This is a genomic window from Glutamicibacter sp. TV12E (assembly GCF_052441935.1).
Taxonomy (GTDB): Bacteria; Actinomycetota; Actinomycetes; order Actinomycetales; family Micrococcaceae; genus Glutamicibacter.
In genome coordinates this window covers 750,692-769,040 of sequence record NZ_JBQVVF010000001.1, presented here as the reverse complement: position 1 = coordinate 769,040, position 18,349 = coordinate 750,692, and the positions used below count along the sequence as shown (strand labels likewise).

Below are 18,349 nucleotides of genomic sequence, written 5' to 3'. Positions count from 1 at the left end.
CTAGTTGGCGAGGAAGAAATCGGCCAGCAGGGCTGCGGTTTCTTCCGGTGCTTCAGCGGGAGCCAGATGGCCTGCGGTGTCAATAATGGCAGCCTGGCCATGCGGTGCGTTCTCGGCGATGAACTGCGCGTCAGCCGGAGGGCACACCTGGTCTTGGGCACCGTTGATGGCCAGAATCGGGTCGGTGGTGCCTTGCAATTGCCCACGCACGTCGAAGCCAGCCAAGGCGCCACAGACGTGGGCATAGGCAAAGCGGTCAGCATCCTGCAGGCTGTGCAGCAAGCTGGCTGAAATTCCAGGTTCCTTCTCGATGAACCCCGGAGCGAACCAGCGCTGGGCAGAACCTGCGACCATGGTCGGGGTTCCGGCTTTGGCAACAAGTTCGGCGCGTTCGGTCCATCCCTCGGGGGTGCCGATCTTGGCTGCCGAGCAGATCGAGGACAAGGCGTTGAAGAAGCCTGGATGATCCACCGCCAGCTGCAGTGCGGTGGCGCCGCCCACTGATACCCCGGCATAGAACAGCTTGGCGCCATCGGTGATGACCCCGTCAGCCCGCAAGGCTTCGACCATGGTGGTGACGCCGGTGGCGAGCTCTGCCAGGGTGAACTCTTGCGCCGATGGCTTGCTGGCACCGTGCCCGGGAAGATCCCAGGCGATGACCTGGAAGTGCTCTTTGAGGTAGGGCAGGGTGGGGGCCCACAGAGGCAGGGCCGCGGTCCCCAGGGAGGGTCCTGCGATGAGGGTGGGGAGGTTGCTGTCGGTATGCAGCAGCGACGGAGTTAGTTCTGGGACTGCCATTGTTCCTTCCGTGCCGAGTAGTCGGCCAGTACTGTTGCGGTGAAGCGATCCGCGGCACCAAGGTAGCCGGCGGGATCAAAAAGTTCTGCCAGCTGGGCATCGCTGAGGCGATCCGTGGGAATCTCTGCACGTAGAAGCCCATGCAGGGAGAGCTCTTCCCCCAGGCTGCGGCGCACCAAGGCCTGGATGGCAGGTTTGCCTCCGTCCACCAGCGGGGCCAAGACGGTGGCCAAGCGCTCGGAAAGCACCGCGTCGCCGCCAAGGGCGAGGTTCCGTCGGAGGGCCGGAAGATTCACGCACAGTCCATTGGCCAGGAAGGATCCATGGAATGCTGCTCCAGCTGCCAGCCTCGCCAATTCGCGCAGTGCGCTCCATTCGGCATGCCATCCGCCGTCGGGGCGTTCATCCACCGCGGTGCCGGCAGCAGTGAAGAGCGTGGAAAGCAACCCGGGAGCACTGAAGGCAGCATTGCGCAGCAGGACCGAACGCACGGGATTCTGCTTCTGCGGCATGGCGGAGGAACCGCCCTTGCCCGCTTCGCGTGGTTCGGACAACTCGCCGATTTCCGGACGCGAAGAGGTGAGCACGTCCGCGCCGAATGTTCCCAATGCGGCAATGGCTGCGCCGAGGGCGGAGCCGAGCTGGAGGATCGGCATGCGGTTGGTGTGCCACGGAACGCCCGGATCCTGCAGGCCCAAGCGGCTGGCAAGCTGGGAGATTAGCTGCTGGCTGGTGGTCTTGATGCCGTGCCCGCCCTCTAGGAATTGTTCCAGGGAGGCAAGGGTTCCCACCGCGCCGCCCCACTGCAGACGCAGCTGCTGCGAAGCCGCTTCCAGCTGCCGGTCGGCATCAACAATGGCCGAAAGCCAGCTGGCCGCTTTCCACCCGAAGGTGGTCGGAAGCGCGTGCTGGGTGAGCGATCGGGCAATGCACACCGTTTTGCGGTGAGCCTGCGCGAGGTCGGCCAACCCGTCGGCGGCACTGCGCAGATCTGCCTGCGTCTGGGCCAGGGTCTTGGAGAGAACCAGCATCAGCGCGCTGTCGATGATGTCCTGGCTGGTCGCCCCGCGGTGCAGGGCCGTGCTTGCGGAGTGCGGAGCGCCATCGCGGGCGAGCAATTCGCGCATCATGCCCAGCAGGGGGATCAACGCGTTGGCGCCATCGGGAGTCCGCGAAGCCAAGAGCACCAGGTCGTAGCGTTCCACGCTGGCCACCGAATGAACTGCCTGCGCGTCCTCGGCGCTGCACAGTCCGGCATCTGCCTGGACCTGCACCCAGGCAGCCTCGACATCCAGCATGGCCTGGACAAATGCGGTGTCGCTGGACAAGGAAGCCGCCGCGGTGCCGGCCCACGCCGGGGCCAGCACGCCGTAGTCTGCGCCATCCATCAAGACCCTCGATTCTTCACTGGTTCAATTTGTTCCCACGCTCTAGAACTTTAGCGCCAGAGCGCTGGTTGCCACCGGCATCGGCTGGCGCGCCCGTCATAATCCACACGCGCAAGCCGCCAGCCGGCCGAGACCGCTTCAGCTTTCGCGCGGATAGGCGAGGAAGACGGTTTCATCCTCGCCCTGCAAGCGCAGATCCAAGCGCAAGGATCCGTCGTCCTCGCGGGTGGCGATCAGGGTCTTGCGTTCTGCCTCGGACAGCGAGGACAGCAGCGGATCGCTGGCCAGCGCTTCGGTATCCTCGGGCAGGTAGATCCGGGTGAATAGCCGGTTCATCAAGCCGCGGGCGAACACCGTGAGCATGATGAACGGCGCCTTGCCCTGATCGGTGGCTCCCGGGTTGACAGTGGTGAAGGTGTAGTGGCCGGCATTGTCCACCGCGGTGCGCCCCCAGCCGGTGAAGGTGTAGCCATCGCGCACCAGCGAGCCTTCGCGGGAGACCACGTTGCCCTGCTCGTCGGCCTGCCAGATTTCCAGCAGCGCGTCGGGAATGGCCTCGCCCTTGCCGTCATAAACCACCCCGTGCAGCCGCACCGAGTTCGGGTGCCCCTGGTTGACCAGCTCATTGTCCTTGTCGTAGGGCAATGCGTAGCCGTAGAACGGGCCGACGGTCTGTCCCGGGGTGGGGACGAGCTTCAGTTCTGGAGCTTTTTTCATTAGTGCTCGCCCTCTTCCTCTTCCATCCAAGTGCGGTTGGATCCGGTCAGTACGATGTCCCAGTTGTAGCCCGTAGCCCATTCGTGGGAGGTGATCGAGTGGTCATAGGTGGCGACCAGGCGGTCGCGCGCCTCGGGATCGGTGATGGACTGGTAGATCGGATCCAGGGCAAACAGCGGATCGCCCGGGAAGTACATCTGGGTGATCATGCGCTGGGTGAAGTCGGTGCCGAACAGCGAGAAGTGGATATGCGCCGGGCGCCAGGCATTGTGGTGGTTTTTCCACGGGTACGGGGCCGGTTTGATGGTGGTGAAGGAATATTCGCCGCTGGCTCCGGTAATGGCCCGGCCCACCCCGGTGAAGTTCGGGTCAATGGGCGCGGGGTGCTGATCGCGCTTGTGCACATAGCGGCCGGCGGCGTTTGCCTGCCAGATTTCCACCAGCTGGCCGGCGACCGGGCGGCCGTCTCCGTCCAGCACCCGGCCGGAGACAACGATGCGCTCGCCGATGGGCTCGCCGTTGTGCTGGATGGTCAGATCCGATTCCAGCGCGTGCACGTCGCGCTGGCCGAAGGCCGGTGAGTGCAGCTCGATGGTTTCAGGGTCTGCGTGGCGCAGGTTCTTGGTGGGGTGGCGCAGCAGCGAGGAGCGGTAGGGGGCGAAATCCACTCGTGGCTGGGTTTCGGCCTTTTTGCCGGCCCGCAGCTGCTGGCGGTAGTCCTCGTGGATGCTGGAGATTTCTGCGCTGATATCTTCCTGCGTGGCCGCGGAGGCAGCTGGATCCAGTGCGTTGGTGTTGGCGCTCATGTCGGCTCCTTTCTGAAAATTATTGGGTGGGCTTAGGCGTGGGGCCAGCCGGTGTAGGACTCGGCCAGGTATTGCTGTCCGTAGCGCGAGGAGGTGACGGTCTCCAATTCGCCCAGTGCGCGCTTGGCCATGAACGGATCGCCGCCCACCGGGGTGTGCAGCATGGAGGTCATCCAGTAGGAGAAGTTCTGCGCCTTCCAGACTCGCTTCAGGGCCAGGTCCGAGTAGCCCTCCAGCAGCTTCTCGCTGCCGGTGGAGAAGAAGGAATCAAGTGCTTCGAAAAGCACCTTGACGTCGGCGAAGGCCAGGTTCAGGCCCTTGGCCCCGGTGGGCGGGACGGTGTGCCCGGCATCGCCGATCAGGAACATCCGCCCGTGCGAGAGCGGCTCGCGGACAAATGAGCGGAAGCCGAGCACGGTCTTGTCGAAAATGGGCCCGGTCTTCAGCTCGAAGCCATCCGGCCCGTCCACGCGCTTTTGCAGCTCGGCCCAGATGCGGTCCTCGCTCCAGGCATTCACGTCCTCGTTCGGGTCGCATTGGAAGTACATGCGCTGCACGGTTTCACTGCGCTGGGAGATCAGCGCAAAGCCGTGCGGCGAGTTCGCATAGATCAATTCCGGCGCGGACTTCGGCGCCTCGGTCAGGATGCCGAACCAGGCGAACGGGTAGGAAACCTTGAAGTCCTGGCGCGAGGCATCGGGCATCTGGCGGCGGGCGAAGGAGCGCGAGCCGTCCGCCCCGACGATCACATCGGCGTGCACCTCGAACAGGCTGCCCTCGGCATCGGTGAAGCGGAACTTCGGGGTGGAAGTTTCCATGTCCAGGATCTCGGTGACCTCGCAGCCGTAGCGCACATCGCCCTGGTCGCGCTGCCGGGCGGCGGCCAGGTCCACGAACACCTCGTTCTGCGCGTACAGGGTCACGGTGGCGTCCACCAGATCGCGGAAATCCAGCGGGTGGGACTCGCCGTTGAAGCGCAGGTCGATGCCCGCGTGCTCGTCTCCGTGGCTGAGCACCCGCCCGCCCACCCCGGATTCGGTGAGCATGGAGACGGCTTGGGATTCGAGGATGCCGGCGCGGTGGGTATTGCGGATCGTTTCGTGGTCTCGCATTTCCACAACGATGTTCTCGATGCCTGCGGTGGCTAGCAGATGCGAAAGCATCAGGCCGGCCGGACCGCCGCCGATGATGCCGACCTTGGTCTTCAGGATGCGTGGCGCCTGTGCCATGGGTCCTACCTGTCTGTGCCGGGACCAGCGGGCGGATTCCCAGCTGCAGTGCAGGGGTCCGGCGCTGGCCGGGGAAATGGGGTCTCGCATAAGGATGCGTGTGTGGCGGGCCTTCGATCAGCCTGATTCTCATTGAATGATAAAAATGAGGCGGGATCCGCACGCTGATCTGCCGATCGTCCTAGGCCGATCCGCCCGGCTGCAGCGCCCTGGAAATACCCCGAGCGGCGGTGCGCAACGCCAGCCCGGCGGATTGCACCGCTCGGGTTTGACGGGGGAGCACCACGGAGATCACGGCCACCTGGTATCCGGCATCATCAAGGATTGGAGCCGCGACGCCGGTTGTTTCCGGATCGATGAAGCCATCGAAGGTGGCATAGCCGGTGCGGCGGATCTCAGCCATTTCGGCCCGGAAATCCGGGTAGGTGGCAGCCATGATCGCCTGGTGGCGAGATAGGTAGTCGCGGATGGCTTCGGGGCGGGAGAAGGCGAGCAAGGCCATCCCCATGGAGGTGCGGTGCACCGGCATGCGTCCCGCAACATTGGCCTGGTTGATGACTGATCCAGGGCGCGAAAGCCGCTCGATGATCAGCACCTCGTCCTGGTGCAGCACCGAGAGCTGGGTGTTTTGCCGCAGAAGCTGGTTGATGTCCTCCATGAAAGGCAGCGCTGCCGTGCGCAGATCCTGGGTGGCTGCACTGCGATTCGCCAGCTCCCATAACCGCAGGCCCAGCCGTACCTGGCCCGAGGCATCGCGGCTGAGCAAATCATGTTCCACCAGCGAATCCAGCAGCCGGTACATGCTTGCTACCGGGATATCGGCCCGGCGCGCCAGAACGCTGACGCTGAGCGACTGGTTTTTCGCGTCGAAGGAATCAAGGATCCGCACCAAACGGTCCAGCATTGAATCCCCGCTAGGAGAATTGGCCATGGTGCAACTCTAGCCACGCTGTGGCTTCGGGATCTGCGCGATGACCAATACAGCCAGCAACGCTGCTCCGCCGTAAAGGAAAAACGCACCCGGGTACGCCGTTCCGGCGGCGACCATCAAGCCGGTGATGTAGGGGCCGATGATGGCGCCAAAGCGTCCGATGCCCGAAGCTAGCCCAATGCCGGTGGCGACCAGGTTGCGTGGATAGACGTGGCCAGCATAGGCATACATCAGGCACTGTGCGCTGAAGACGAAAATGCCGGTGACAAAGAGAACCGCGGTCAAAAGGACTTGGCTGCCAAAAGGCGCCGCCAGCAGCAGCAATAATGCTGCCGAAGCCGCGAACCAGATCAGCGAGACGAGCTTGATGCCCTTGGTGTCGGCCGCATAGGCGCTAATGAATAGGCCCGCGATAGCGCCCAAGTTCAGTACGAAGAGCATCGTCAGCGAATCGGCCACCGGGTAGCCAGCGGCGCCCATGATCTTGGGAAGCCAGGCATTCAGGCCGTAGACCAGCACCAGTCCCATGAATGCGGCAATCCACAAGCCGATCGAGGTGCGCAGGTATTTGGGCTTGAGCACATCGGAGATCGAGGTGCGCTCGTTGCTGGCGACAACGTCGCTTTCGGGAAGCTTGAACCAGAGCAGCGCCAAAAGGGCCAGACCCAGCCCGCCTCCAAGGAAGTACAGCGCCGCCCAATGAACACCGGCTGCCTTGCCTGCCAGGGATGCCAGGACAGCGCCCAGATGGTAGCCGACCATCGGCAAGTTGTTGGCCAATGCGCGCCGCCCCACCGGGGCATTCTCCTGCATCAATGCTAGGGCTACGGGCATGCAGCCGCCGAGTCCCAGGCCCGCGATGAAGCGGAATGCACCCATCAAGACGGCGCTCGGGAGGAACGGGAAAAGCAAGGTGAACACCGAAAAGACGAGAACTGCGATCAGCAGCGGGCGGCGCCGCCCGAACCGGTCGGCCATGCGCCCCATCGTGGCTGCCCCGACGCCGACACCGATCAGCGAGAAGGTATTGACCCAGTTCATCTCGCTCACGCTGAACCCGCCGACGTTAGGATCGGTGAGCATCGGAATGGTGGCGCCCAGGGCAACGATGTCGTAGCCCTCGAAAACGACGATGAAGAAGCAGAGCAGGGCTATCCAGCCACCAAGCTTGAATTTCTGGGTATCGGTTTGCGGTGAAGACATGAGGCGCCCCTTTGTGATCTCTCAGTGCATTGCGCGTGATGGGTGTCACGGCGTTGTGATCCTAGCACTATTTTCACAGTGCGTACTAATGTTCATCAAGCGAACTTATCGATGCACCTTGAAGAGGCGAGTGGGGGCTGGTAAAGTTCATTGTACGAACTTAAGTTCACATTGTGAACATCTTTCAGCAATGGAGCAGTGAGACCATGCAGCAGGCGTACCTCTACGACGCAATTCGCACCCCCTTCGGCAAGATCGGCGGCGCGCTATCGGGCCATCGCCCCGACGACCTCGCCGCGCATGTGGTGCGCGAACTTGTCGCACGGTCCCCGAAGCTCGACGCCAACACCATCGATGAATCGATCTTCGGGAACGCCAACGGCGCCGGCGAAGAGAACCGCAATGTCGCCCGCATGGCCACATTGCTCGCTGGCCTGCCCACCACGCTGCCGGGCACCACCATGAACCGCCTATGCGGTTCCTCGCTGGATGCCTCGATCGCGGCCTCCCGCCAGGTGGCCGTTGGCGATGCCGATCTGGTGCTGGTGGGCGGTGTGGAATCCATGTCCCGAGCCCCATGGGTACTGCCGAAAACCGAACGCCCCTTCCCGATGAGCAACCTGGAACTGGCCAACACCACCCTGGGCTGGCGCCTGGTCAACCCCTCCATGCCGGGTGAATGGACCGTATCACTGGGCGAAGCCACCGAGCAGCTGCGCGAAAAGCACAATATCTCCCGCGAAGACCAGGATGAATTCTCCGCCCTCTCGCACCAGCAGGCAGCAGCTGCCTGGGATGCCGGAAAGTACGAGAGCCTGGTGGTTCCTGTGCCGCCGGCCAACAAGCGCGGCACCGAAGTCACCCGTGATGAAACCATCCGTGCCGACTCCACATCCCAGACCCTTGCCCAGCTCCGCACCGTTTTCCGCACCGGAGAAAACGCCACTGTCACCGCAGGCAACGCGTCACCGATGAACGATGGCGCTTCGGCCGCTTTCATCGGTTCCGAAAAGGGCGGCGCCCTGCTGGGCCAGGATCCCATAGCGCGCATCGTTTCCAATGGCTCCTTCGCCTTGGAACCGCAATTCTTCGGCTTTGCCCCGGTGGAAGCCGCCAACAAGGCCCTGGGCAAGGCCGGCCTGAATTGGTCGGATATCGCCGCCGTCGAACTCAATGAAGCCTTCGCCGCGCAGTCCCTGGCCTGCATCCGCGCCTGGGATATCGACCCAGGCATCCTTAACGCGTGGGGAGGGGCCATCGCTATCGGCCACCCGTTGGGCGCCTCCGGCCTGCGCATCCTGGGTACCCTGGCCCGCCGCCTGCAGGACTCCGGCGAGCGCTATGGGCTAGCCGCCATTTGCATTGGCGTGGGCCAGGGCCTCGCCGTAGTCATCGAAAACGTCCACGCCACCAAGTAGTCTCGAGAGGAACCCAGCATGGCACCACGTATTGCCACCTCGGCCGCTGACGCCGTCGCCGAAATCACCGACGGCTCCACAGTCCTGATTGGCGGCTTCGGCAACGCCGGCCAGCCGATGGAATTGATCGACGCACTCATGGACTGCGGCGCCAAGGACCTGACGGTAGTGAACAACAACGCCGGGCAGGCCGACGCCGGCCTGGCCCTGCTGATCAAGGAACGCCGGGTCAAGAAGATCATCTGCTCCTTCCCGCGCCAGTCCGACTCCTGGCACTTTGATGCGGCCTACCGCGCCGGGGAAATCGAGCTGGAACTGGTCCCGCAGGGCAACCTGGCCGAACGCATCCGCGCCGCCGGAGCTGGAATCGGCGGATTCTTCACCCCCACCGGCTACGGCACGCTGCTGGCCGAGGGCAAGGAAACCCGAGTCATCGACGGCAAGGGCTACGTCCTGGAGACGCCCATCCACGCCGACTTCGCGCTGATCAAGGCGCTGAAAGCCGATACCTTTGGCAACCTGGTCTACCGCAAGACCGCGAGAAACTTCGGCCCGATCATGGCCACGGCCGCCAAGGCCGCGATCGTGCAGGTTGACGAGGTCGTCGAGATCGGAAGCATCGATCCGGAGCACGTGATCACTCCGGGGATCTATGTCGACACCGTGGTAGCTCTTGGAGGAGAAAAGTAATGGCTGACGTGCGAACCACCGAAGAAAAACTGACCCGTGATGAGATGGCGCAGCTGGTAGCCCGCGATATTCCTGCCGGGGCCTTCGTGAACCTGGGCATTGGCCAGCCGACCAACGTCTCCAACTTCCTCACCGCCGACCAGGGTGTCACCCTGCATACCGAAAACGGCATGCTCGGCATGGGCCCGGTAGCCACCGGCGAGGACATCGACGAGGACTTGATCAACGCCGGCAAGATCCCGGTGACCGAACTGCCCGGCGCCGCCTACTTCCACCATGCCGACTCCTTCGCCATGATGCGCGGCGGGCACCTGGATGTCTGCGTGCTCGGGGCCTTCCAGATCTCGCAGGCCGGCGATCTGGCCAACTGGCATACCGGGGCCGAAGGCGCGATTCCCGCGGTCGGCGGCGCCATGGACCTGGCCATCGGGGCCAAGGCGACCTGGGTGATGATGAGCCTGTTCACCAAGACCGGCGAATCCAAGCTGGTTGAAACACTGAGCTACCCGGTCACCGGATTGGGCTGCGTCTCGCGGATCTATACCGAAGTGGCCATCTTCGAACTGCGCGATGCGAAGGTCTTTGTGCGCTCGGTGCACGGCATCAGCTTTGACGAATTGCAGGCCAAGGTCCCGGTGGAACTGACCTGGGCCTAGAGACGCAGTAGATTAGTGGGGTGCCTTCCAACTTTTGGGAGGCGCCCCATCACAGTTTTCAGCAGGTGCAAGGAGTACGGTGAGCGAGCAGGCAACACCTTCAACGTCGGTCCAGTCGCTGGCCCGCGGCTTGGCCGTCATCAGCTGCTTTGATGCCGAGCATATCTCGATGACGCTCTCCGAGGTTGCAGCGCGCACCGGGCTCTCGCGCGCCACCGCCCGGCGTTTTCTGCTCACCTTGCAAGAACTGGGCTACGTGCGCTCTGATGGCAAGTATTTCGAGCTGACTTCCAAGGTCCTGCAGCTGGGCTATGCCTATCTCTCCAGCGCTACCTTGCCGCAGCTGATCGAGCCGGTGCTTGAGGAGCTCTCGGCGCAGGTCCACGAGTCCGCCTCGGCCTCCGTGCTCGATGGCACCGACATCGTGTACATCGCCCGCGTGCATACCCGCTCGATCATGCGTGTCGGCATCTCCGTGGGCACCCGATTCCCTGCGGTGCACACCTCCATGGGCCGCGTGCTTTTGGCTTTCGGGCCAGAGGAGCTTCGTGAATCTGTGTTCGCCGGAGGTTTCGAATCGCGCACCGGCATGGGAATCAAAACGCCAGCAGCCCTGCGCAAGGAACTGGAAAAGATCCGTGCGCAGGGCTACGCGGTGGTTGACCAGGAGCTGGAGATCGGGTTGCGCTCGGTCGCGGTGCCGGTCTTCAATGCCGATTCCACCGTGGCGGCAGCCATGAATGTGTCCATGAGCGTGCACCCGGCCAGCGAGCAAAGCGCCGACGAAGCGGCCCAGAAGATTCTGCCTCGGCTGCTTCAGGCGGCGCAGCAGGTGCGCGAAGCGCTGGCTTCCAGCCGCTAGCAGAATGGCGGCCTCGGCCCACTGGATGCCCGGAGGAACCGCTATGCTGCGACGGCCTCTTCCACTTCCTGGATGGCCGCGTTTTCATTGGCCAGGCGGGTCTTGTGCACGCTCCATGCGTGGGTTGCGAATATCAGTGCCGCACCGGGAACCAGCCACACGATCAGCCGCAGGATATCCATGCCGATGCCCTGGCCTGGGAAGTAGACCAGCGTCTGAACCGCGTGGAGCCATCCGGCGCCGTTCCAGAAGGTGTTCAGTGCGCCGAAGAATCCAGGCTGCATGGCAGGCTGGAAGATGCCGCCGGAGCTGGTGAAGTTCAAGGCAACAAAGCACAAGGTCAAGACCGGCGTGGTCCAATGGCGCAGCATTGGGTGCAGCCCCATGCCCAGCATGATGATCGAAACAGCGTAGGCCCACGAAATCAGCCAAATGCTGGCGTAGTGGTTTTGAATGATCTGGTAAACCGGACCGGAAACGATCACGGCAATCGATGCGATCACCGCGGCAGCAACTGCGGCCATCGCGAAGCGGACTGGCAGCTTGACCTTGCCCATGAACCCTGCCAGCGGCACGGCGCTGGCGTAGCCGCCAATGCTCAGCGCGACGAGCAGGAAGAACAGGCCCTGCCCGGTGCTGTCATGTTCTCCGGCGGGGACAACGTCCTCCACATGGAACGGCTGGCCCTGCTTGTAGGCCACATTCATGAAGACCTTCTGGGCGATGTTCGCCGAGGTTTCCGATGCTGCGCTGGAAGCGTAGAGCGTTGCAGAGTCCTTGGTCGATTCGTAGGCGGCGACGATTTCGCGATCTTCAACCAGTTGCCGGGCGGATTCCCCATTGTTGACAGTGCGCACGGTCAATGCCCCATCCGATTCATCCTGCAAAGTCTGGGCGAAGACCTTGGTTGCAGCTGAATCTCCAACCACAGCTACCTGTACGTTGTGCGGCGTTGGCTGATGGAAGGCTCCGAGGTAGAACAGGCCCATGATGGCGCAGAGGAAGAACGGGATCAGCATGGTTCGTGCCAGCTTTCCCCATCCCTTCGGTGCGCGTTGGGCGGTGGCCGGTTTTGGTGGTGCGGAGTTGGAATGCTTGGCAGTGGGGGTACTGGGTGCGGTGGTGTCGGTGGCAGTCATATGTATTAAGAATACCGCTAATGTTGCATTATGCAACAGAATATCTTGAGTTGTCCGACACGTACTAGACTCGAAACCATGGGCAGGGAACAACGGGAGGCAGACATCGAGTCGGTCTACCATCACATGCAACTGATCACTCGACGAGCCAACTCGCGCTCACGGCAACTAGCCGAGCCCCTGAGCATGGTGGAGCATTCGCTATTGCGATTTATTGCCGATACGCCCGGGGCACGGGCGACCGATATCGCCGAGGCCTTCTCGCTGAATCGTTCAACGGTCTCCCGGCAAGTCGGAACTCTGCTTGATCTGGGGTATGCGGCATACGACGATTCCGAAGCCGGACGGGGCCGTGTGCTTGAACTGACCAAACTGGGGCAAGAACGGCTGAATGCTTCAGCTGCCGTGCACCGGTCCGCGGTGATCGAGCGGCTGGAAGGCTGGAGCGAAGAACAAATCAGCGACTTCGCGGAAGCTCTTGAGCGCTATAACGAGGCTGACTCGCAATAGCTTTCAGCGTTTCAAGTTTGCCTAAGAATTCTGCTCTAATAAGGCTCGATATTGATCTGTTAGTTCGCGGCTAAACGCGCCTGACTTGTCGTAAACCGCGTCGCAATTCGTGCAGTACATCAAACGGCGTAGGTGTTTTGGAATGACAACTTTTGACTCGTAGGTGTTCAAATCGATGCCGATTCCATCTGGAATCGTGTCAAACTCAATTACCGACTCGTCAAAAGTGCATAGCTGGCAAATGCGAGGCCCCTCGAAGTAATCCATGTCTCCAAATTACCGAGAACTACCGACATTTTGGCAAGCGACAGATTCGGAGTTCCTAAACAATCCTCGCAAACCGCGGGCCGCTGTAGCCATCGCGGTCAACGGCTTCCTCGAACATCGCCAGCGGCCGCGCCCAGAAGCTGTAGTCGTCATAGAGTTTGCGATAGAAGACCAGTGGTTCTTCGGTTTCGCTGTGCTTGCCTACGGCCAGCACTTCGTAGCGCTGTCCTTTGAAGTGTTCGTAGATTCCAGCTTCGACGCTCATTCTTCAGCCTTTCAGATCAAAGTACTTGGTGTTTCTCAGCGTGGCCCGTGGCCGGTGCCTGAACTGCGCTGGGTCAGCAAATGTTCCAGGACGGTGTCCAGCACGGCCAGTCCGTCTTTGACCCCGCCGGTAGAACCGGGCAAGGTGATCACGAAGCTGCTGCCGGCGAACCCGGCCACCCCGCGAGTGATGATCGAGAGCGGTGTGTTCGGCTCGCCGCGGCGGCGAATGGCCTCGATGATTCCAGGCAACTGCACATCCAGCAGCGGAGCAACCATTTCGGGGGACTGGTCATCCGGGCTGACCCCTGTCCCGCCGGTCACGATGATCACCTGCGCGTCATCGGCCAGCAGGCCATCCACGGCGAAACGCACCGGCTGGCCATCGGCAACCACCACCGGGCCCGGGACCTCGAACCCGCGCTCGGCCAGCCACTGGACGATCATCGGGCCGGTCTTGTCCTGGGCAGTTCCCGCCGCAGCGCTGGTCGAGGCGACCACGACTGCCGCGTGGCGGCTAGTCTTCACGAGCCCAGTCGCCACTCTTGCCGCCGGACTTCGCCAAGACTTTCACGGAGCGAACCTCGGCGTGCTTGTCCACGGCCTTGACCATGTCATAGAGGGTCAACGCGGCCACGCTCGCTGCGGTCAGCGCTTCCATCTCCACCCCCGTGACACCCTTGGTGGTCACCTGGGCGATCACGCGCACCGCGGAATCCTGCGCCTCGAAATCAATGGAGACCTTGGAGATCGGCAGCGGGTGGCACAGCGGAATCAGCTCCCAGGTGCGCTTGGCTGCCATGATGCCCGCGACGCGGGCGGTGCCCAGTGCTTCGCCCTTGGGCAGGTTGCCGGTCATCAGCATCGGGACGACATCTTCGCGGGTGGCAAAGATGGCCTCCGCGGTAGCAACACGCTTGGTGACAGCCTTATCGCTGACGTCGACCATGTGGGCGCTGCCGTCTTCACGCAGGTGGGTAAGTTTTTCAGACATTCATGCTCCAAGTTTCAATTTGCTGCCCAGCTATCAGCTGGCTGATGCCTGCAGGGATATGCACCAGCGCATCGGCGCGGGCCAGATCGTGGACCAGATGCGAGCCCGGATCCAGGATTTCCACCAGGCCACCACGGATCACAGCCCGGCGCACCTGGTGCTTATGCCCGGGCGAGGTGACATCGGCGGCCAATGGGTAGTGTTGCGACACCGGCTCGGGCAAGGCGTTGAGCTTGCGCAGCAGCGGGGCCAAAAATAGTTCAGCCGATAACAGTGCGCTGACCGGGTTGCCGGGGAAGCACAGCACCGCTGCCTGAGGCAGCTGGGCGAAGCCTTGCGGACCACCAGGCTGGATCGCCACGTTGTGGAATGCACCGCCCAGCGGCGCAAGAGCCTGTCGGACCACTTCATAAGCTCCGGCGCTGATTCCGCCTACGGTCAGAATCAGGTCAACTTGTTCCTGCAGCGCATCAATAGCCAGCGCGAAGCGCTTGGGATCATCAGGTAATTGCAAGGTGCGCACCTGCACCTGATATTGGTGCAGCCAGGCGGTGAGCATGGGGGAATTCGAGTCCGGGATCTGGCCCTGGGAAGGCTGATCATCACTGAGCTCGTCACCGGTAGTGCACACGGCCACCTTCAATGCGCGGCGTACCGGTACTTCACGCAGTCCACTGGAAACCAATGCGGCAATCATGGTGGGGGTCAGCCGGGTTCCGGCCTGGGCCACCAGGGCGCCGGCTTCAAGGTCGACGCCGGCGAGGCGGATGAAACGGCCTGATTCGCTGGGAGCAGTGAACTCCGCGTTTCCACTCGGGGTGCCACGGCCTGCCCGAACCAAGTCCGGGAAAGCCCCGGAGCTGCTTTCCTCTATGGGGATCACGGTATCGGCCCCCAGCGGGATCATCGCACCGGTCATCACCGGGCTGGCAGTTCCTTCAGCCAATGTGATTTGCCGGTCGCCGGCGGCCGCCGTAAAACCCAATGGCAAGGTGACAGGGGACTGCGGCGTTGCAGTGGCCAAGTCCGCGCTGCGTGCAGCGTAGCCGTCCATCTGCGAATTGGTGAATGCGGGGATTGGCAACAGGGCGTACAGATCCTCGCTGAGGATGCGGCCGTTTGCCTCGGGGCTATCAGCCAACAGCTTTTCGCTGTCCAGGGAAGCAAAGACCGGGGACAACAGCGCTTCAAGTTCTGCGCGATGATTCTCCAGGGTGCAGGTCATCGGCTATCCGCCGGCAAACGGCGGCAGCACGTCCACCGTCAGATTTTCGGCCGAGCCCAGTTCCCCGGCATCGCGGCGTACCACGCCGTTGATCAGGAAACTTCCGGCACGCAAAACCTGTGCCATTTCTGGCCCGTAGGAATCGATCAGTTCGCTACGCAGCCCGGCGAGCGTTTGCGGGCGTTCCCAGCTCTCCTGCTCACAGCCCGCTGCTGCCGCCGCGGCAGCGAAGTAGCGTATCGTAATCTTCGACATGACTTCATGCTATCGCGCCAACGCGATAAGGAGCACGATGAAAAGTGAACGCGACTTTCCCGCGCTGGTGGCCCCCGGGCCGTCGCTAAGCGAGGAACAGGCTGCTCGCGCCGCACGCCAACTGACCCTGCCCGGATTTGATGACACGGCGCAGCGCAAGCTGGCTGCCGCCCGGGTATTGGTGATCGGCGCCGGAGGGCTAGGCAGCGCCAGCGTTCCGTATCTTGTCGGAGCGGGGGTAGGCACCATCGGCATCGTTGATGATGATGTGGTGGAACTATCCAACTTGCACCGCCAGGTCACGCACACCACCGCAAATATCGGCCTGGCCAAGACCGCTTCCCTGGCCCAGGCCGCCAAGGCGCTGGACCCCAATGTGGAATTCATCGAGCATAATCTGCGCTTGGATTCATCCAACGCACTAGAGATCTTTGCGAAATATGACTTGGTTATCGATGGCAGCGACAACTTCCCGACCCGCTACCTGTCCAATGACGCAGCGCAGCTTTCGGGCATTCCGCTGATCTGGGGCTCCATCCTGCAGCACCACGGACAAGTCTCCGTGGCCTGGCATGAGCATGGCCCGGGCTACCGCGACCTGTTCCCGATTCCGCCGGCCCCGGGCACCGTGCCGGACTGCGCAGCCGGGGGAGTGCTGCCCGGATTGTGCGGCACCGTCGGCGCGCTGCTGGCCACCGAAGCGCTGAAGCTGATCGCCGGAATCGGCACCCCGCTGGTGGGCAAGGTGCTGATCTACGATGCGCTGGCAGCCAGCACGCGTACCCTCGAATTCTCCCGGGACCCCCAAGGTGCTGAAGTAACCGAGCTGATTGACTACGTGCTCTTCTGCTCCGGTTCTCTGCCAGAGGTCCAGGGCGTTGATGCCAAGGCACTCGCCCAGTCGCTGGAGGGGTCGGCTGCCCCCGTCTTGCTGGATGTGCGCAATGATGACGAACGCGCGCAACAGCACATCGCCGGTTCCTTGCATCTGCCCCTTCCTGAGCTGGAAGCAGCTATTGAATCCGGCACAGATCTGAAGCAGATCCCGGCACAGGTAACGGTGTATTGCGCACGCGGTCCGCGCTCGCAACGCGCGGCCGCCTTGCTCGCTGGCCGGGGCATCAAAACAAACTACCTTGAAGGCGGGCTTCCCGCACTGGCTGAAGTGGCCCCGCAGCTGCTGGCCGATCATGCACACACCGAAGGAGCCCGCTCATGAGCTACGCTTTGATCACCGAAGAACCTATCGACGAGGCCGCAGTGCGCGATGCCGTGCAGTCCGATACTGCAGGCGCAGTGGTGCTCTTCCACGGAATCATTCGTAATCACGACGGCGGCCAGTCGGTGAACTCCTTGGACTACTCGCATCACCCGCAGGCGCAGGATTTCCTGGAGAAAATCATTGCTGAGGAAGAAGGACGCACCGGGCTGAAGCTTTCCGCAGTGCACCGCGTGGGTCCCCTGAAGATTGGCGACGCCGCGCTGGTCGCTGCTTCGGCGGCGGCACACCGCAAGGAAGCATTCGATGCCATTGAGAACCTGGTGGAACGCATAAAGGCCGAGGTCCCGATCTGGAAGAAGCAGCATTTCACTTCAGGTAGTTCCGAATGGGTAGGGCTTTAGACTCGATACTGCTTATCTTATGCAACTAATGGAAGGCCGGGCTTGCCTGTGAGTGACTATCCTCCTGGCGTAGGTAGCAAGACCGACTATAGGGAAATCATGCCGGGAGAAATTCCTCGCGATGAATTCCTGGTGTCCAGGCTTCGACAACAATGTCTGCCGCTTCCGGAAGTGGGAACCGCGACTTTGTCGATGCAACACGCTCTGGAATTTTCGACGCAGAAGAGGCTTTCCAAGCGAGAACTACGCAAACTGACACACGACTTTCTGTTGGCTTTGCTCGGCGTTGAGTTCGACAGGACCAGCCTGAACTCCGCGATATCGAATGTCGCGAGTGTGGTCCTTTCTCTTCGTGATGCACCGCGAACAGTGCAGACAATAGACGACGTCTTGCTTGCGATTCATGCGTATTTTTGGCTCGAAAATATATCTGCCGAAGCACTGTTGGAAAGTTTTGAATGCTAGTACCGATTCGAAAAGCTTTTGCGACCATCGTCGCTTTGGTACTGCTATCAATGAATATTTGCTTCTTTATGTTCTACGCACTGTGGCAGAACGCGGACAGTGCAGCGATTAGCCGAATGGAATCCGGCTCCGCGGTTCAACCAGGGCAAGTGCTCGAGAACGCAAATTTAATGTGGGGCGCGGCTCAAGGTTCATTACTGGCCATGTTGGCCTTGGACATCCTGTCGATCCTTTTTGCTGCCACGGCATTCTCTGCCTTCCATCGGAATGACATCGCTGAAGTGAAATCCGCTAGTCTGTCGGCATGACGCTTCAACCCGACACCACCTCGACTATCCGGCAGTAGGAAACATAGTGGTCAGCGCTATTTTATGTCTAACCATTCGTATTAGGGTTGACACATGGAGTCTTTCAAGCGTCAAGTCTACGTTGATTACTTGGCGAATGAATATGGGTATGAAGCTCGCGTAACGCCGTGGGGAATCTATATTGAATTTCCAAACTTTGACGGGAACAGCCTAGCGATCGTTAAATGGCGAGTTACAGAAAAAGACATTGCCAGCTTGAACGGGATTCGGATGCCACGCGGATTTACTGGTGGTGAGCAGTATGCGTTCTCGGAATTGATAGCGGCCCTTCATACTTTTACTGGTTCACGAGGAACCATGCACGGGGCAAGCATGAGGATCGAAACTGAAGGCTAAAGCGTGTCAAGGAAGTGCCAAGGCCACTCTTTCATTCAACATACCAGCGACGCGTCATTAGTTGCTGCACGCTCGATTTGCGTTGTCCGGACGAGAAATGGACAGACGAAAATTTGTGGCTGGAACGGAAGTTGCGACGCCGATTCCTTGCAGGATGCGTCTGAGTGAGCTTCGAAGTTCACAGATCCCGTCTATCAGTTCGTTC

At 61.7% G+C, this 18,349-nt stretch carries 23 protein-coding genes; 10 read left to right on the top strand and 13 right to left on the bottom strand.

What is annotated here, in order from left to right; translation table 11 throughout:
* The 7 genes from ACT7DV_RS03495 to ACT7DV_RS03465 all read right to left on the bottom strand — a co-directional run bounded on the left by ACT7DV_RS03495 (position 1) and on the right by ACT7DV_RS03465 (position 7,072).
* A complete protein-coding gene (locus ACT7DV_RS03495; protein ID WP_444660899.1) occupies positions 1-798 on the bottom strand; it encodes an alpha/beta fold hydrolase in 798 nt (265 codons plus the stop codon).
* On the bottom strand, positions 780-2,186 hold the full coding sequence (locus tag ACT7DV_RS03490) for a lyase family protein (protein WP_444664773.1): 1,407 nt from the start codon (positions 2,184-2,186) through the stop codon (positions 780-782). The genes ACT7DV_RS03495 and ACT7DV_RS03490 overlap by 19 nt, the downstream gene beginning before the upstream one ends.
* 138 nt (positions 2,187-2,324) lie before the next feature.
* Positions 2,325-2,903: a protocatechuate 3,4-dioxygenase subunit alpha gene (gene pcaG, locus ACT7DV_RS03485; RefSeq protein ID WP_444660898.1), complete on the bottom strand. Its 579-nt coding sequence runs from the start codon at positions 2,901-2,903 to the stop codon at positions 2,325-2,327.
* Complete coding sequence (pcaH, locus tag ACT7DV_RS03480; protein WP_444660897.1) at positions 2,903-3,709, bottom strand: protocatechuate 3,4-dioxygenase subunit beta; 807 nt, start codon at positions 3,707-3,709, stop codon at positions 2,903-2,905. The genes pcaG and pcaH overlap by 1 nt, the downstream gene beginning before the upstream one ends.
* A gap of 32 nt (positions 3,710-3,741) precedes the next feature.
* On the bottom strand, positions 3,742-4,938 hold the full coding sequence (locus ACT7DV_RS03475; protein ID WP_444660896.1) for a 4-hydroxybenzoate 3-monooxygenase: 1,197 nt from the start codon (positions 4,936-4,938) through the stop codon (positions 3,742-3,744).
* A 181-nt stretch (positions 4,939-5,119) separates the two neighbouring features.
* Complete coding sequence (locus tag ACT7DV_RS03470) at positions 5,120-5,869, bottom strand: IclR family transcriptional regulator (protein ID WP_444660895.1); 750 nt, start codon at positions 5,867-5,869, stop codon at positions 5,120-5,122.
* A 9-nt stretch (positions 5,870-5,878) separates the two neighbouring features.
* Positions 5,879-7,072 carry an MFS transporter gene (locus ACT7DV_RS03465; protein ID WP_444660894.1) on the bottom strand — a complete coding sequence of 398 codons (1,194 nt, stop codon included), beginning with the start codon at positions 7,070-7,072 and terminating at the stop codon, positions 5,879-5,881.
* Positions 7,073-7,278: 206 nt separating this feature from the next.
* Here ACT7DV_RS03465 and ACT7DV_RS03460 point away from each other — a divergent pair, with 206 nt between their 5' ends.
* From ACT7DV_RS03460 to ACT7DV_RS03445, 4 genes are all read left to right on the top strand, one after another.
* Complete coding sequence (locus tag ACT7DV_RS03460) at positions 7,279-8,490, top strand: thiolase family protein (RefSeq protein ID WP_444660893.1); 1,212 nt, start codon at positions 7,279-7,281, stop codon at positions 8,488-8,490.
* A gap of 18 nt (positions 8,491-8,508) precedes the next feature.
* On the top strand, positions 8,509-9,180 hold the full coding sequence (locus tag ACT7DV_RS03455; protein WP_444660892.1) for a 3-oxoacid CoA-transferase subunit A: 672 nt from the start codon (positions 8,509-8,511) through the stop codon (positions 9,178-9,180).
* A complete protein-coding gene (locus ACT7DV_RS03450; RefSeq protein WP_444660891.1) occupies positions 9,180-9,836 on the top strand; it encodes a 3-oxoacid CoA-transferase subunit B in 657 nt (218 codons plus the stop codon). Before ACT7DV_RS03455 ends, ACT7DV_RS03450 begins: the two co-directional genes overlap by 1 nt.
* 79 nt (positions 9,837-9,915) lie before the next feature.
* Entirely contained in the window at positions 9,916-10,698 is a 783-nt protein-coding gene (locus ACT7DV_RS03445) for an IclR family transcriptional regulator domain-containing protein (protein WP_444660890.1), read from the top strand.
* Between the two features lie 41 nt (positions 10,699-10,739).
* Here ACT7DV_RS03445 and ACT7DV_RS03440 read toward each other — a convergent pair whose 3' ends face one another.
* Positions 10,740-11,837, bottom strand: a complete 1,098-nt coding sequence (locus ACT7DV_RS03440; RefSeq protein ID WP_444660889.1) for a hypothetical protein — start codon at positions 11,835-11,837, stop codon at positions 10,740-10,742.
* A gap of 78 nt (positions 11,838-11,915) precedes the next feature.
* On the opposite strand from ACT7DV_RS03440, the gene ACT7DV_RS03435 reads away from it, so the two are divergent.
* Positions 11,916-12,347, top strand: coding sequence for a MarR family winged helix-turn-helix transcriptional regulator (locus ACT7DV_RS03435; RefSeq protein ID WP_444660888.1), 432 nt, complete (start codon positions 11,916-11,918; stop codon positions 12,345-12,347).
* A gap of 322 nt (positions 12,348-12,669) precedes the next feature.
* On the opposite strand, the gene ACT7DV_RS03430 is transcribed toward ACT7DV_RS03435, so the two are convergent.
* From ACT7DV_RS03430 to ACT7DV_RS03410, 5 genes are read right to left on the bottom strand one after another with little or no spacing between them, the layout of a single operon-like run.
* Complete coding sequence (locus ACT7DV_RS03430; RefSeq protein WP_444660887.1) at positions 12,670-12,879, bottom strand: DUF1653 domain-containing protein; 210 nt, start codon at positions 12,877-12,879, stop codon at positions 12,670-12,672.
* Positions 12,880-12,914: 35 nt separating this feature from the next.
* Positions 12,915-13,406, bottom strand: a complete 492-nt coding sequence (locus ACT7DV_RS03425; protein ID WP_444660886.1) for a MogA/MoaB family molybdenum cofactor biosynthesis protein — start codon at positions 13,404-13,406, stop codon at positions 12,915-12,917.
* The gene (gene moaC / locus ACT7DV_RS03420; RefSeq protein ID WP_060700544.1) at positions 13,396-13,872 is read right to left on the bottom strand and encodes a cyclic pyranopterin monophosphate synthase MoaC; all 477 of its coding nucleotides are present in this window, start codon (positions 13,870-13,872) and stop codon (positions 13,396-13,398) included. The genes ACT7DV_RS03425 and moaC overlap by 11 nt, the downstream gene beginning before the upstream one ends.
* Entirely contained in the window at positions 13,865-15,097 is a 1,233-nt protein-coding gene (locus ACT7DV_RS03415; RefSeq protein ID WP_444660885.1) for a molybdopterin molybdotransferase MoeA, read from the bottom strand. The genes moaC and ACT7DV_RS03415 overlap by 8 nt, the downstream gene beginning before the upstream one ends.
* A gap of 3 nt (positions 15,098-15,100) precedes the next feature.
* Positions 15,101-15,352: a MoaD/ThiS family protein gene (locus tag ACT7DV_RS03410; RefSeq protein WP_444660884.1), complete on the bottom strand. Its 252-nt coding sequence runs from the start codon at positions 15,350-15,352 to the stop codon at positions 15,101-15,103.
* A 37-nt stretch (positions 15,353-15,389) separates the two neighbouring features.
* On the opposite strand from ACT7DV_RS03410, the gene ACT7DV_RS03405 reads away from it, so the two are divergent.
* From ACT7DV_RS03405 to ACT7DV_RS03385, 5 genes are all read left to right on the top strand, one after another.
* A complete protein-coding gene (locus ACT7DV_RS03405) occupies positions 15,390-16,571 on the top strand; it encodes a ThiF family adenylyltransferase (RefSeq protein WP_444660883.1) in 1,182 nt (393 codons plus the stop codon).
* A complete protein-coding gene (locus ACT7DV_RS03400) occupies positions 16,568-16,975 on the top strand; it encodes a molybdenum cofactor biosynthesis protein MoaE (protein WP_444660882.1) in 408 nt (135 codons plus the stop codon). Before ACT7DV_RS03405 ends, ACT7DV_RS03400 begins: the two co-directional genes overlap by 4 nt.
* A 48-nt stretch (positions 16,976-17,023) precedes the next feature.
* On the top strand, positions 17,024-17,440 hold the full coding sequence (locus ACT7DV_RS03395) for a hypothetical protein (protein WP_444660881.1): 417 nt from the start codon (positions 17,024-17,026) through the stop codon (positions 17,438-17,440).
* The gene (locus tag ACT7DV_RS03390; RefSeq protein WP_444660880.1) at positions 17,434-17,748 is read left to right on the top strand and encodes a hypothetical protein; all 315 of its coding nucleotides are present in this window, start codon (positions 17,434-17,436) and stop codon (positions 17,746-17,748) included. The genes ACT7DV_RS03395 and ACT7DV_RS03390 overlap by 7 nt, the downstream gene beginning before the upstream one ends.
* A 93-nt stretch (positions 17,749-17,841) precedes the next feature.
* Positions 17,842-18,144 carry a hypothetical protein gene (locus ACT7DV_RS03385; RefSeq protein WP_444660879.1) on the top strand — a complete coding sequence of 101 codons (303 nt, stop codon included), beginning with the start codon at positions 17,842-17,844 and terminating at the stop codon, positions 18,142-18,144.
* Positions 18,145-18,349: the final 205 nt, after the last annotated feature.

Bases quoted from the DNA above. Each gene is read 5' to 3' on its own strand.
- ACT7DV_RS03495 (WP_444660899.1), bottom strand. From the start codon at position 798: ATGGCAGTCCCAGAACTAACTCCGTCGCTGCTGCATACCGACAGCAAC.
- ACT7DV_RS03455 (WP_444660892.1), top strand. From the start codon at position 8,509: ATGGCACCACGTATTGCCACCTCGGCCGCTGACGCCGTCGCCGAAATC.
- ACT7DV_RS03415 (WP_444660885.1), bottom strand. From the start codon at position 15,097: ATGACCTGCACCCTGGAGAATCATCGCGCAGAACTTGAAGCGCTGTTG.
- ACT7DV_RS03475 (WP_444660896.1), bottom strand. From the start codon at position 4,938: ATGGCACAGGCGCCACGCATCCTGAAGACCAAGGTCGGCATCATCGGC.
- ACT7DV_RS03470 (WP_444660895.1), bottom strand. From the start codon at position 5,869: ATGGCCAATTCTCCTAGCGGGGATTCAATGCTGGACCGTTTGGTGCGG.
- ACT7DV_RS03390 (WP_444660880.1), top strand. From the start codon at position 17,434: ATGCTAGTACCGATTCGAAAAGCTTTTGCGACCATCGTCGCTTTGGTA.
- moaC (WP_060700544.1), bottom strand. From the start codon at position 13,872: ATGTCTGAAAAACTTACCCACCTGCGTGAAGACGGCAGCGCCCACATG.
- ACT7DV_RS03410 (WP_444660884.1), bottom strand. From the start codon at position 15,352: ATGTCGAAGATTACGATACGCTACTTCGCTGCCGCGGCGGCAGCAGCG.
- pcaH (WP_444660897.1), bottom strand. From the start codon at position 3,709: ATGAGCGCCAACACCAACGCACTGGATCCAGCTGCCTCCGCGGCCACG.
- ACT7DV_RS03405 (WP_444660883.1), top strand. From the start codon at position 15,390: ATGAAAAGTGAACGCGACTTTCCCGCGCTGGTGGCCCCCGGGCCGTCG.
- ACT7DV_RS03490 (WP_444664773.1), bottom strand. From the start codon at position 2,186: ATGGATGGCGCAGACTACGGCGTGCTGGCCCCGGCGTGGGCCGGCACC.
- pcaG (WP_444660898.1), bottom strand. From the start codon at position 2,903: ATGAAAAAAGCTCCAGAACTGAAGCTCGTCCCCACCCCGGGACAGACC.
- ACT7DV_RS03400 (WP_444660882.1), top strand. From the start codon at position 16,568: ATGAGCTACGCTTTGATCACCGAAGAACCTATCGACGAGGCCGCAGTG.
- ACT7DV_RS03460 (WP_444660893.1), top strand. From the start codon at position 7,279: ATGCAGCAGGCGTACCTCTACGACGCAATTCGCACCCCCTTCGGCAAG.
- ACT7DV_RS03450 (WP_444660891.1), top strand. From the start codon at position 9,180: ATGGCTGACGTGCGAACCACCGAAGAAAAACTGACCCGTGATGAGATG.
- ACT7DV_RS03440 (WP_444660889.1), bottom strand. From the start codon at position 11,837: ATGACTGCCACCGACACCACCGCACCCAGTACCCCCACTGCCAAGCAT.
- ACT7DV_RS03465 (WP_444660894.1), bottom strand. From the start codon at position 7,072: ATGTCTTCACCGCAAACCGATACCCAGAAATTCAAGCTTGGTGGCTGG.
- ACT7DV_RS03385 (WP_444660879.1), top strand. From the start codon at position 17,842: ATGGAGTCTTTCAAGCGTCAAGTCTACGTTGATTACTTGGCGAATGAA.
- ACT7DV_RS03430 (WP_444660887.1), bottom strand. From the start codon at position 12,879: ATGAGCGTCGAAGCTGGAATCTACGAACACTTCAAAGGACAGCGCTAC.
- ACT7DV_RS03435 (WP_444660888.1), top strand. From the start codon at position 11,916: ATGGGCAGGGAACAACGGGAGGCAGACATCGAGTCGGTCTACCATCAC.